The sequence below is a fragment of the Sphingomonas sp. Leaf407 genome, assembly GCF_001425385.1.
GTDB lineage: Bacteria > Pseudomonadota > Alphaproteobacteria > Sphingomonadales > Sphingomonadaceae > Sphingomonas.
Genome location: NZ_LMQO01000002.1, coordinates 90,190 through 102,333 on the forward strand (window position 1 = coordinate 90,190; position 12,144 = coordinate 102,333).

11 protein-coding genes are annotated in these 12,144 nt (G+C 67.5%); 8 read left to right on the forward strand and 3 right to left on the reverse strand.

The window, feature by feature from the left end:
• The first annotated feature begins 62 nt into the window (after positions 1-62).
• Complete coding sequence (locus tag ASG37_RS06935; RefSeq protein WP_055757576.1) at positions 63-977, forward strand: LysR family transcriptional regulator; 915 nt, start codon at positions 63-65, stop codon at positions 975-977.
• A gap of 162 nt (positions 978-1,139) precedes the next feature.
• Here ASG37_RS06935 and ASG37_RS17630 read toward each other — a convergent pair whose 3' ends face one another.
• Positions 1,140-1,373 carry a hypothetical protein gene (locus ASG37_RS17630; RefSeq protein WP_156349059.1) on the reverse strand — a complete coding sequence of 78 codons (234 nt, stop codon included), beginning with the start codon at positions 1,371-1,373 and terminating at the stop codon, positions 1,140-1,142.
• A 23-nt stretch (positions 1,374-1,396) separates the two neighbouring features.
• Positions 1,397-1,693, reverse strand: a complete 297-nt coding sequence (locus ASG37_RS06940; RefSeq protein ID WP_156349060.1) for a hypothetical protein — start codon at positions 1,691-1,693, stop codon at positions 1,397-1,399.
• Between the two features lie 372 nt (positions 1,694-2,065).
• On the opposite strand from ASG37_RS06940, the gene ASG37_RS06945 reads away from it, so the two are divergent.
• The 7 genes from ASG37_RS06945 (at position 2,066) to ASG37_RS06975 (ending at position 11,032) form a co-directional block, all read left to right on the forward strand.
• A complete protein-coding gene (locus tag ASG37_RS06945; protein WP_055758647.1) occupies positions 2,066-2,695 on the forward strand; it encodes a TetR/AcrR family transcriptional regulator in 630 nt (209 codons plus the stop codon).
• 141 nt (positions 2,696-2,836) lie between these two features.
• The gene (locus ASG37_RS06950) at positions 2,837-5,152 is read left to right on the forward strand and encodes a TonB-dependent receptor (RefSeq protein WP_055757580.1); all 2,316 of its coding nucleotides are present in this window, start codon (positions 2,837-2,839) and stop codon (positions 5,150-5,152) included.
• A 3-nt stretch (positions 5,153-5,155) separates the two neighbouring features.
• Complete coding sequence (locus ASG37_RS06955; protein WP_200909711.1) at positions 5,156-6,454, forward strand: spinster family MFS transporter; 1,299 nt, start codon at positions 5,156-5,158, stop codon at positions 6,452-6,454.
• Positions 6,451-8,082 carry a carboxylesterase/lipase family protein gene (locus tag ASG37_RS06960; protein WP_055757581.1) on the forward strand — a complete coding sequence of 544 codons (1,632 nt, stop codon included), beginning with the start codon at positions 6,451-6,453 and terminating at the stop codon, positions 8,080-8,082. Before ASG37_RS06955 ends, ASG37_RS06960 begins: the two co-directional genes overlap by 4 nt.
• Positions 8,073-9,647 carry an AMP-binding protein gene (locus ASG37_RS06965; RefSeq protein WP_055757583.1) on the forward strand — a complete coding sequence of 525 codons (1,575 nt, stop codon included), beginning with the start codon at positions 8,073-8,075 and terminating at the stop codon, positions 9,645-9,647. Before ASG37_RS06960 ends, ASG37_RS06965 begins: the two co-directional genes overlap by 10 nt.
• A gap of 20 nt (positions 9,648-9,667) precedes the next feature.
• Complete coding sequence (locus tag ASG37_RS06970; RefSeq protein ID WP_055757585.1) at positions 9,668-10,567, forward strand: SDR family NAD(P)-dependent oxidoreductase; 900 nt, start codon at positions 9,668-9,670, stop codon at positions 10,565-10,567.
• A 114-nt stretch (positions 10,568-10,681) separates the two neighbouring features.
• The gene (locus tag ASG37_RS06975; RefSeq protein WP_055757587.1) at positions 10,682-11,032 is read left to right on the forward strand and encodes a DUF6481 family protein; all 351 of its coding nucleotides are present in this window, start codon (positions 10,682-10,684) and stop codon (positions 11,030-11,032) included.
• Between the two features lie 46 nt (positions 11,033-11,078).
• Here ASG37_RS06975 and ASG37_RS06980 read toward each other — a convergent pair whose 3' ends face one another.
• Complete coding sequence (locus ASG37_RS06980) at positions 11,079-12,077, reverse strand: AraC family transcriptional regulator (RefSeq protein ID WP_055757589.1); 999 nt, start codon at positions 12,075-12,077, stop codon at positions 11,079-11,081.
• Positions 12,078-12,144 lie beyond the last annotated feature (67 nt).

A 12,144-nucleotide genomic window follows, 5' to 3' on the forward strand; every position in this document is an offset into this window, starting at 1 on the left:
GGCGGCGCGGGGCCGATCGCCTAATCCGGCCTGCGCCACGCGCGGTACAGGATGGAGGCACCATGAGTTCGGAACCCGGCATCCCGACGCTGGATCAGTTGCGCGTGCTTGTGACGGTGGTCGATGTGGGCAGCTTCGCGGGCGCGGCGCGCAAGCTGAACCGCGCGACCTCGGTCATCAGCTACACGATCGCCAATCTTGAGGCGCAACTGGGCGTGCGGCTGTTCGACCGCGAATCGACGCGCAAGCCGCAACTGACCGACGCCGGGCGGATGGTGCTGGGCGAGGCGCGGCTGGTGGGGAGCGGCATCGACGCGCTGCGCGCCAAGACGAAGGGGCTGTTGCAGGGGCTGGAATCCGAACTGCACGTCGTCCTCGACACGTTTCTGCCCAAGGAGCGGGTGGTCGATGCGCTGACCGCGTTCTTCGCGACCTTTCCTACGGTCTCGCTGCACCTGTCGATCGAGACGCTGGGCGCGGTGACGCAACTGGTGATGACCCGCCGCGCGAGCATCGGCGTCAGCGGGCCGCTGGATACGATGGACGGGATCGAGCGGATCGCGATCGGCGCGGTGCGGCTGGTGCCGGTCGCGGCGGCGACGCATCCGCTGGCGCTGGCCGGGCGCAACCCGCCGGGGGCCGGGCGCGCGCATATCCAGCTCGTGCTGACCGACCGGTCGCCGCTGACCGAGGGGCGCGATTTCGCGGTGATGAGCAGCCGGACGTGGCGGCTGGCGGACGTGGCGTCGAAGCACATGCTGCTCGCCGCCGGGATTGGCTGGGGCTATATGCCCGAACCGATGGTGCGCGACGATCTGGTGGCGGGGCGGCTGGTGCTGCTCGACATGCCCGACGCGCCGTCCGGCGATTATGCGATGCACGCGATCCACCGCAGCGACACCCTGCCCGGTCCTGCCGCGGCGTGGCTGATCGAGCGGCTCAGGACGCAGACGCCGGACGCAGTATCGATGAGATAGGCTGTCTGGAAACGCGCACCGGCGCGGTTTCAGGCGGGCTTCAGGATCAGGATCGCCTGTACGGACACGCCGCGCCCGGCCGATCGATCGCGTTCGGCCATCGTTGCCTTGCGTCGCCTGCGACGTTCCGATGCCGGGCACCATCGCAAGGAGCGGCCAATGTCACCGCCGGCGCGCTTTCCCGTTCGTAAGGACAAGCATTGCCATCGCAACGATGAGCGTGACGATCGCCGCCGGTATCGGATCGCCAAGGACGTCCAGCATCCAGCGATAGATGCCGATGGCGGCGCCCAGCGCGGCGACGAGGCAAAGGACATTGGCGATCAACGGAACGGGGTCGATGTCGCCCGGCCGATGGCGATGTCGTGGCGTAGCCTGAAGGGGAATCGCACGCATTGTCTCACTCCTCGACGCAGGTATCAGCAGGCGCTGCGAACCGGGACCATCCGGCGGATTTCGTCGATCGCGCCGCGCACGAAGCCGGCGGCGATCAGGCGGGCGGTTTCCTCGATCGGCAACCGGTCGCCGCGCAGCCGGGCCATCACGACATACCGCCGCAGCGCTTCCAGCCGCGGGTCGGCAAGGCGGTTGGCCGGCTTCCAGCCGAACAGCCACCCCAATGCCCGGTCGATCCGGCCCGGCGCGCGCAGGCTCCGGCGGCTGTCGCCCCTCGCGGCCAGGATCACCTGGCGCTCGATCGGGGCGACGAGCGGCACGGTCGCGGAACGCGGCGGGATCGCGACGTCCGCAAGGGCGGAACGGGGAAGATCGCGTGCGAGATCGAGAAACGCCATGATGAAGGTCCCTTTCCGCCAGTCGGGCTGGCCGTCGGTGCAGGACCGAAATGGGTCAATCCCTTCGATCGAAACAGACGAATAAGATCGAAAGATACGTTCGATATTTTCGACTAGTTGGCGGCGGGGTGGCAGCGTTGGACAAGGTGCGGGATGGTGTCGCCGAAGCGCGAGCCGGGCGGCGCGGATGGCCAGCGCCGCTTGACGACGGATCGGCGGTACTGACAGGACAGGGGCGTGACGACCGCCAAACCGACCCAACGCGCCTCGCGCAAGGCCGAACAACGTGCCGATATGATCGAACAGATCCTCGACGTGGCCGAGGCGCTGTTTTCGAAACACGGCCTGTACGGCGTAACGCTGGCCGATGTGGCGCAGCAGGTCGGCGTGCATCGCACGCTGCTGAGCTATTATTTCCGCGACAAGAAAGAGCTGTTCGACCGGGTGTTCGCCCGTCGCGCGGTCGTCACCAGCGAGACGCGGATGCGCGCGCTGGACGATTATGAACGCGCCGCGGGCGATGCCCCGACCGTGGAGGGCGTGTTGCAGGCGTTCCTCGATACCGATCTCGACCTGTATATCCAGGGCGGGGCGGGGTGGCGCAACTATGCGGCGCTGGGTGCGCAGGTCGCCAACACGCCCGAATGGGGCGCGGAGTTGATGGACGATTATTTCGATCCGGTGGTCCTGCGGCTGATCGACATTCTCCAGCGCGCGATGCCGCATTGCAGCCGGACCGATATTTTTTGGGGCTATCACTTCGTGACCGGCTCGCTGATGCTGACGCTGGCCCGGACCGGGCGAATCGACAAATTGTCGGGCGGGCTGTGCCGGTCGGAGGATTTCGTCGCGGTGAAACAGCGCATGGCGCGCTTCATGGCCGCCGGTTTCCGCGCGATCAGCGATGGCCCCACGTCGCTGTAGAGCGGCAAATATCCTCATGGCGACAGGCGCTGCAATAATACTAACGGTCGCGATAGTGAACGTTGACATTGCCGCCGGACCTGCGATGATCGGCTGATCGAGGACCGGCGCGAACAGCCGGCTTCGCTCAGGAGAGTGAGCATGCGGGTTTCCCTGTATGCGTCGGCATGCGCCGGCGCCCTTGCCGTCATGTCGGTGTCGTCGGCCCATGCGCAGGACGGTGCCCCGCCGTCGGGCGAACGGACGTCCGACCCGTCGGGCCAGACGGCACGCACCGGTCGTGCCCCGGCGGACATCGACGATCCCGCCGCCGAGATCGTCGTCACCGCGACCCGCCGCGAGGAACGCATCCAGGACGTGCCGATCAGCGTCACCGCGTTCGGGCAGGGCGAGATGACCCGCAAGGGCATCGTCGGGTTCGAAGGGATCGCCCGCGAAACGCCGGGCGTGGTGCTCAATCGCCCGACCCAGAATTTCAACAACTTCACGGTGCGCGGCATCGCCACCAACGGCTATGGCGCGAATCTGCAAAGCACGGTCGCGATCTATATCGACGAACTGCCGGTCTCGACGATCGGCAACACGACCGTGGTCGACCCCAATCTGTTCGATGTCGAGCGCGTCGAATTCCTGCGCGGACCGCAGGGCACGCTGTTCGGATCGGGATCGCTGTCGGGGGCGATGCGCATCCTGACCAAAAGCCCCGACCTCAACGACGTCGATACCGCGGCGGTGGTCGATCTGGGCCTGACCGGCAAGGACAGTTTCCGCCAGCGCTACAACGCGATGGTCAACATGCCGATCGTCGAGGACAGGCTGGCGGTGCGCGCGGTCGGTTTCTACCGCGACGAGGAAGGCTATCTCGACAATGTCGGGACCGGGGTGAAGAATTCCAACACGCTGATCGATTATGGCGGTCGCGTCATCCTGCTCGCCAAGCCGACCGACCGGCTGTCGGTCCGCCTGCTCGCCTCCTACGAGAACAGCGATCCCAAGGATTCGTCGCTGACCAGTCCGTCGCTGGGTCGCGAAAAGCGCGTGTCGGATCAGCCCGATCGCTTCACCGGCGTTCAGACGATCCTGAATGCGACGATCGACTATGACTTCGATTTCGCGCGGCTGACCAGTTCGAGCACCTATTCGGATTTCGACCAGAAATTCTACGCCGACCTCGCCAATACCTTCGGCGGCGCGATCGCGTTCGGCCTCGACGCCAATGCCTATGACAAGGTGTTCGTGCAGGAAACGCGGCTTGCCTCCAGCTTCGACGGGCCGCTGCAATTCGTGCTCGGCGGCTTCTATCTCGATCGTCGTCGCGACGTCGATTTCTTCTACCGCTCGTCGTTGCCGTTCCTGCAGGCGCGCGGGATCACCGGGCTGCCAGATCAATATTATCAGAAGCAATATACCTATCAGAACAACCGCGAACTGGCCGGTTTCGGCGAAGTGACCTATCGCTTCTCGCCCCGATTCTGGCTGACCGGGGGCATGCGCTATGGCCGGATCACCGCGCAGGCCTTTACCGAGGCGGGCGGGTACAGCAGCAATTATTTCGTCGCCGCGCTGACCGGGCGGCGCGGGCCGTTGACGCTGACGCCGTACGCCGAGGCGACCGGACGCGAGGCGCGGGGATCGAAGCCGTCGTACAAGGCGAGCGCGAGCTTCAAGCCGGTCGACCACATCACGACCTATGCGACGTTCGCGACCGGGTATCGCGGGCCGGTGGTCAATGCGTTCGCCGGACGGGTTAGCACGGTCAATCCGAGCGATCTGGTGATTCCCGACGGGGCTTCGTCGGACGACCTGAAGAGTTACGAGGTCGGCGCAAAGGGACGGTGGCTCGACGGACGGGTGACGATCAACGCCGCCGCCTATGTCATCGACTGGAGCAACATCCAGGTCCAGGCCAATCGCATCTCGGATTCGGTGCAGTTCGCCGCCAACGTCGGCGCGGCGCGCAGCAAGGGGTTCGAGGTCGAGATGGGCGTGATCCCGGCCACCGGCTTCCTCCTCGGCCTCAACGTCGCCTATAACGATGCGAAGATCACCCAACTCACGGCGGCGGAGGCGGCGATTTCGGGCGCGGTGCTCGGCCACCGGCTGTCGGCCCCGCGGTTGCAGGGATCGTCGTCGATCACCTACGGCTTCGACGTGGCGCCCGAGTGGAACGCCAGCGTCGCGGTCAACGCGCAATATGTCGGGTCGTACAACAGCTCGTTCCCGAACGTGCCGGGCAATCCGCGCGCGCGCCTGCCGACCTTTGGCGAAACCGACGAATATGTGAACCTGAACCTTGCCGCCGGGCTGCGCCATGGCGACTGGTTCGGGCAGCTCTATGTCGAGAACCTCACCGACGATCATTCGGTGACGTACATCCACCCGGAAGCCTTTTTCGCGAGCCGGTTCGGAACGCTGCGCCCGCGCACGATCGGCATCCGTCTGGCAAAGGGCCTCTGAGCGGTGGCGACGATCGCTGCGGCCGGTGCCGCCGTGCCGCCCGCCAACCGCCGCGCGTGGTTCGTGCTTGCCATCCTGTGCTTCGTCTATGTGCTGAATTTCCTCGACCGACAGTTGCTGGCGATCCTCGCCAAGCCGATCCGCGACGAACTGGGCCTGACGCATGGCCAGATCGGGCTGATAAGCGGGCTGTATTTCGCGCTGTTCTATTGCGTGTTGTCGATTCCGGTGGCGTGGTTCGCCGATCGCAGCAACCGGGTGCGGGTCGTGGCGCTTGCCTGCGCATTATGGAGCGCGGCGACCGCCGCCTGTGGTCTTGCCGGCAACTACGGCCAGTTGGCGGGCGCGCGGATGATGGTCGGGGTCGGCGAAGCGGGAGGCGTGCCGCCGTCCTATGCGATCATCTCCGACTATTTCCGCCCCGGCACGCGCGGCACCGCGCTTGGCTTCTATAATCTGGGGCCGCCGATCGGCAACGCGCTGGGCGTGGCGTTCGGCGCGTCGATCGCCGCCGCCTATAGCTGGCGCGACGCCTTCATGGCGCTGGGCATCGTCGGCGTCGCGACCGCGATCGTCGTATTCCTGACGGTCCGCGAGCCCAAGCGCGGCGGACTGGACGGAGCGAGCGGCATCGCCACCGAACGCGCGCCGTTCTGGCCGACCTGTCGCATGTTCTTCACCCGTCGCGTGCTGCTGCTCACCGCGCTCGCCACCGGCGCCAACCAGTTCATCACCTATGCCGCCGCCAATTTCATCACCCTGTTCCTGATGGAAGAAAAGGGGATGACGCTGAACGAGGTCGCGGTGTGGTACGCGCTGCTGGTGCTGGTTTCGATGGGCGGCGGCATCTTCCTCGCCGGGCGGATGGTCGATCGCTTCGTGCCGCGCGACCGGCGGGCCTATGCCTATATCCCCGCCGTCGCGCTGGTCGTCGCCGCGCCGTTTTTCGCCGGATTCATCGCCGCGCCGGGGTGGCAGTTGGCGATGGTGCTGCTGGTGCTGCCGATGGGGCTCAATTATTTCTACCTCTCGCCCGCCGTCGCGTTCGTGCAGGAATCGGTGCCGCCCGCGCAGCGGGTGATGGCCGGCGCGCTGCTGCTGCTGGTCATGAACCTGATCGGCCTCGGCCTTGGTCCCACCTATCTCGGCGCGGCGAGCGACTGGTTCGCGAGCGCGGGGCATGCCAGGCCGTTGCAGATGGCGTTCTACACGCTGCTCCCCTTCTATGCGGTGGCGGTGCTGCTGTTCCTCGCGCTCGCCCGGGCGATCGGTCGCGAGACGCTTGCCGGAGAGGTCGCATGACGCGCGCTTTCGCATTCGGCGCGGCGATCGCCGCGCTGCTGACGACCGGTGCGGCGGTCGCCGCCGGCCCGGTCGCCACCCTGCCGGCGGGCAGGGTCGAGGGGGTCCGCCTCGGCGAAACCGATGTGTTTCGCGGCATCCCCTTCGCCAAGGCACCGGTCGGCGAGCTGCGCTGGCGCGCACCGGTGCCGGCGGCCGAGTGGAGCGACATCCGCAAGGCGACCGAGTTCGCCGATGCCTGTGTCCAGCCCGCACCGCGCATGGGCAGCATCTATGCCGATCCGCCGCGCCGGATGAGCGAGAATTGCCTCGCGCTCAACGTCTGGCGACCGCGCAGGCCGGGCAACCATCCGGTGTTCGTGTGGGTGCATGGCGGGTCGCTGATCGCGGGCTATGGTCATGAGGCGATGTTCGACGGACGAAAGCTCGCCGAACAGGGGCTGGTGGTCGTGTCGATCAACTATCGCCTCGGCGTGCTCGGCTATCTGGCGCATCCCGCGCTGAGCGCGGAAAACGAACAGCGCCTGTCGGGCAATTACGGGCTGATGGATCAGGTCGCGGCGCTGCGCTGGGTCCAGCGCAATATCGCCGGTTTCGGCGGCGATCCCGCCAATGTCACGCTGGCGGGCGAGTCGGCGGGCGCGCTCAGCACCCTGTATCTGATGGCGTCGCCGGCGGCACGCGGCCTGTTCCACAAGGCGATCGCGCAAAGTGCCTATATGATCTCGACCCCCGAACTGCGCGCGACCGCGCACGGCACGCCATCGGCGGAGGCCGAGGGCGTGCGCGTTGCGGCGGCGGTTGGGGCGGGCAACCTTGCCGCGCTGCGCGCGATGCCGGCGGCGACGCTGGTGCAGAAGGCGGCGGCGTCGGGCTATATTCCGTGGGGCAGCGTCGATGGCGTGTGGCTGCGGCGGCAACTGGTCGAGACGTTCGATCGCGGCGAACAGGCGAAGGTGCCGATCCTGACCGGGTTCAACGCCGGCGAAATCCGCTCGCTGCGGTTCCTGTTGCCGCCGGCCCCGGCCGACGCGCAAGCCTATGTCGCGACGATCAGTGCGCGCTATGGCGATCTCGCCGCGCCGTTCCTGAAGCTGTATCCCGCCGCGACGATGGCGGAGTCGATGCTGGCGACGACGCGCGACGCGATGTACGGCTGGACCTCGACCCGGCTCGCGCTGCGCCAGACGGCGGCCGGGCAGGACGCCTATCTCTATTATTTCGACCATGGCTACCCGGCGGCCGACGACAACGGGCTGCACGCCTTCCACGCCGCCGAAATCCCCTATGTGTTCGGCACCGCGCGCGACATGCCGCCGTCGTGGCCGGTCGTGCCCGACACTCCGCGCGAGCGGGCGCTGTCGGCGGCGATGATCGGCTATTGGACATCGTTCGCCAAGACCGGCGTGCCGAAGGCCAAGGATGCGCCGGCATGGCCGGCATATGGCGAAGGCGCGCGGTTCATGGCGTTCGCGGGCCAGCCGCGCCCGGGCGCGTACCTGTTCCCCAACATGTACGCGCTGCACGAAGCCGCGACCTGTCGTCGCCGCGCGGCGGGCGATCAGCCGTGGAACTGGAATGTCGGCGTCGCCTCGCCGGTGCTCGCCGGGACGGAGGCATGCCGATGACCGCCGAGGTGATGCCGGGGGCGATGCAGGATTTCCCGTTGACGCTCGACCGCTTCCTGACCCATGCCGGCAAATGGCACCCCCATGCCGAAGTGGTCGCCGCCACGCCCGACGGGTCGGTGCAGCGCATCGGCTATGCCGAACTGGAGCGGCGGTCGCGGGCGATCTCGGCGGCGCTGATCGCCAAGGGGATCGGCCTTGGCGACCATGTCGCCACGCTGGCATGGAACAGCCGGGCGCATGTCGAAACGTGGTATGCGATCATGGGGATCGGCGCTGTGTGCCACACGCTCAACCCCCGGCTGACGCCCGCGCAACTGGCCGACATGCTCGACCAGTCGCAGGCGAGGATCATGGTGGTGAGCGCCGACCTGGTCCCATTGGCGCAGGCGGCGGCGGCGTTGCTCGACCACCCGCCGGCATTGCTGGCGATCGACGGGCCGGCGGCGGTCGACGCGCTCGACACGCTGGTCGAGCCGGGGGCGTCGGCGATATGGGGCGGGTTCGACGAGCGGATGCCGTCGGGGCTGTGCTTCACCTCGGGCACGACCGGGCGGCCCAAGGGCGTGACCTATACCCATCGCGCCTGTTTCCTGCATACGTTGCGCAGTTTGCAGGCCGATGTGATGGCGATCACCGCCGCCGACCGGGTGCTGGCGGCGGTGCCGATGTTCCATGCCAATGCGTGGGGGCTGCCGTTCGCGGTGCCGGCGGTCGGCGCGACGCTGGTGCTGCCCGGGCGGACGACCGACGGCGCGAGCCTCGCCCGGCTGATCGCCGCCGAAGGGGTGACGATCGCGGTCGGGGTGCCGACGGTGTGGCTGGGGCTGGTCGAGCATCTCGACAGCGTCGGTGGCGAGGTGCCGAGCCTGAAGCGGATCATCGTCGGCGGCGCACCGATGCCCCCTGCGCTGATGGAGCGGCTCGAACGGCGGCTGGGCGTGACCGTGCAGACGAGCTGGGGCATGACCGAGCTGTCGCCCGCCGGCACCTTCGCCCCGCCCGGCGACGCCGACCGGCAGGCGGCATCGTCCGGCCGGCCGGCGATCGGGATCGACCTGTTGCTGACCGATGCCGATGGCGTCGCCCTGCCCGAACAGCGCGAGGTGGAAGGGCATTTGCAGGTGCGCGGCGCGGCGGTGGTCGACCGTTATTTCGGCCATGCGGCGCCGGCGACCGATGCGGCGGGCTGGTTCGCGACCGGCGATCTGGCGCGGATCGGCCGGGACGGCAGCCTGTTCATCACCGGTCGCGCCAAGGATCTCATCAAATCGGGCGGCGAATGGATCAACCCGGCCGAGATCGAGGGCGTGGTCGGCGCGTTGCCGCAAGTGTCGATGGCGGCGGTGATCGGGCGCAGCGACGTCAAATGGGGCGAGCGGCCGATTCTGGTCGTCGAACTGCGCGACGGGGAGGACATCCGCGACGAGGCGCTGCTGGCGACGCTGCGCGGGCGGGTGGCGCCATGGTGGATTCCCGACGCGGTCGTACGCCTGCCCGCCATGCCGCTGGCCGCGACCGGCAAGATCGACAAGCTGCGGCTGCGTGCCGAGCATGGCCAATGAACTTTGGAAAGGATGACAGGATGCAGCTTCAGGATCGGGTCGCGATCGTTACCGGTGCCGGCGGCGGGCTGGGCCGGACGCATGCGCTGTTCCTCGCGCGGCATGGTGCGCGGATCGTGGTCAACGACGTGTCGCCGCAGCAGGCCGAAGCGGTCGCGCAGGAAATCCGCGATGGCGGCGGGGCGGCGATGGCGCTGGCCGGATCGGTGAGCGACGAGGGGGCGATCGGCGAGGGTGTGGGCGCGGTGCTGGCGCGGTGGGGGCGGGTCGACATCCTCGTCAACAACGCCGGCATCCTGCGCGACAGGAGCTTTGCCAAGATGACGATGGCCGATTTCCGGACCGTGATCGACGTCCACCTGATGGGCGCGGCGATCTGTTCGAAGGCGGTGTGGGACCCGATGCGCGAACAGCGGCATGGCCGGATCGTCATGACGACGTCGTCGTCCGGGCTGTACGGCAATTTCGGGCAGGCGAACTACGGTGCCGCCAAGATGGCGCTGGTCGGGCTGATGCAGACGCTGGCGATCGAGGGCGCGAAATACGACATCCGCGTCAACGCGCTGGCCCCGACCGCCGCGACGCAGATGACGCATGGCGTGCTGCCCGACGACAGCCTTGCCCGGCTCGACCCGGCACTGGTCAGCAACGGGTTGCTGGCGCTGACCGGCGATGTCGCACCGACGCGCGCGATCCTGTGCGCGGGCGGCGGACATTTCGCCGTCGCCAACGTCACCCTCACCGATGGTGTCTATATCGGTGACGGCCCCCATGCGGCCGATCGATTGATCGAACGCTGGGACGAGGTTCGCGACCGGAACGGCGAAACCGTCCCCGAATACGGATTTTTTCAGGCGGAGCGCGAAGTCGTCAGCGCGCGGAATGCAGCATCGCGGTGTGCCGCCGCAAGTGTTGGATGATCGCGGCATATACTGTCGCCGAAGCAGGCCTGTGTTCGGTTGTCTCTTTCGTCGACGCCGTTGCGCCTTATATACGGCCCGGGGGCAGAGTCGCCCCTGCAATGGAACGTATTGATGCCGGCATTCAAAACCCCTGATTTCAATGAGCGCACTGCTGCTGCCCGAGCGGCCAAACTACAGGCGTTGAAGCAATATCGCGAACGGCCCGAGCCGGACCCCGCCGATGTAGCTGCACGCCAGGCCGCGCGTCAGGCGCGGGAGGCCGCGCAGGCCGAGCGCCAGGCCGCGAAGCAGGCGGCGATCGAACTGGCCAAGGCGCAAGCTGCACAAGCCGCAGCGGAGGCCGAAGCCGCTGCCCTCGCCGAAGCGGAAGCCATCAAGGCGAAGCGTCCGAAGGTGCCTACCGCAGCCGAGCTGAAGGCGGCACGCGACGCCCGCTATGCCGCGCGCAAGGCCCGCAAATAACACGCCGGCGGGGTTGCTGCCGATGCGGTCGCATGGCTGAACCCCGCTAATCGATACTGTCGAGCGCGTGTCGGATCCGGTCGGGTATGGCACTGGCCGTCGACGACAGGATCGCGGCGTGGCCGTGGCCCAGGTCGCTTGGTGCCGATCCGAACGCCTTGCGAAAGCTTCGGGAAAGTGCTGCCTGATCGCGAAAGCCGTAGCGTGCGGCCAGCTCGACCAGGGTGCTGCCGTTCAGCGGATTGGACATCGCCCGGTGGACCGCCCGCAGGCGGCGCATCCGGTCATAGGCGAGCAGTCCGCCGTCCCGCTCGAACAACCGATAGACGACCGAGCGCGAGATGCCGAGCGCGGCGGTGATGCCCGCGACCGACAAGGTGCCGGGCGGTTGCGCCGCGACATAGTTTTTCGCCATGGCGAGCAGCGACAACTGGTCGGTGCGCCGGTGGATGCCGGCGCGCAGCAGCGCGGCGGCGGCAAGATCGCGCAGGATCGTCGCATAGAGCGGCGCGCTGTCGGCCGATGCCGCCGGAAAGAACCGGATCATCCGGGTCGCGATGGTCTGAAGCAACATCAGGTCGGGAACGGGGGCGAGCGCACCCTGAAAGTCGATCGGCCCGACCGTTTCCTCTAGGAAATCGCGCGCGAAATACAGGATCAGGCAGCGGATACGGGTCGAGGTCGCGGTGCTGGGCCGGCCATAGTCGCGCAGGAAGGAGACGGGCGCTTCCAAGAGCGTCGTCTCGCCATCGGATTCGAACGTGATCGAGCCTTCGAGCAACTGGACGAGTTGCAGATAATCGGCATCGACCGCGTTGACGAGCATCTGATCGCGGATCGCCACGAACGGATCGACCTCGACCAGCGTGATCTGCAACCCGCCGAGGTCCCACAGATCGCCGCGCGCCAGAAACGGTCCCGGCGCAAGCGGTCGCAACCGTGCGCCGCGCGAGTGCGCCGCCCAATAGGCGAACTGCTCGGCCTCCGGCAGAACCGAGGAATCCATGACGATCTTCGGGATCGTGGCGTGAGAATCATCGTGCATTGCGGACCCGGTATTGTTGCGCGTCGCGTGTCATCGTTCGAGTAACGGGTCCGGGCAAGCTATCCGT

Coding starts and splice junctions, on each gene's coding strand:
- ASG37_RS06960 (WP_055757581.1), top strand. CDS start 6,451: ATGACGCGCGCTTTCGCATTCGGCGCGGCGATCGCCGCGCTGCTGACG.
- ASG37_RS17630 (WP_156349059.1), bottom strand. CDS start 1,373: ATGCGTGCGATTCCCCTTCAGGCTACGCCACGACATCGCCATCGGCCG.
- ASG37_RS06945 (WP_055758647.1), top strand. CDS start 2,066: ATGATCGAACAGATCCTCGACGTGGCCGAGGCGCTGTTTTCGAAACAC.
- ASG37_RS06970 (WP_055757585.1), top strand. CDS start 9,668: ATGCAGCTTCAGGATCGGGTCGCGATCGTTACCGGTGCCGGCGGCGGG.
- ASG37_RS06965 (WP_055757583.1), top strand. CDS start 8,073: ATGCCGATGACCGCCGAGGTGATGCCGGGGGCGATGCAGGATTTCCCG.
- ASG37_RS06975 (WP_055757587.1), top strand. CDS start 10,682: ATGCCGGCATTCAAAACCCCTGATTTCAATGAGCGCACTGCTGCTGCC.
- ASG37_RS06980 (WP_055757589.1), bottom strand. CDS start 12,077: ATGCACGATGATTCTCACGCCACGATCCCGAAGATCGTCATGGATTCC.
- ASG37_RS06935 (WP_055757576.1), top strand. CDS start 63: ATGAGTTCGGAACCCGGCATCCCGACGCTGGATCAGTTGCGCGTGCTT.
- ASG37_RS06950 (WP_055757580.1), top strand. CDS start 2,837: ATGCGGGTTTCCCTGTATGCGTCGGCATGCGCCGGCGCCCTTGCCGTC.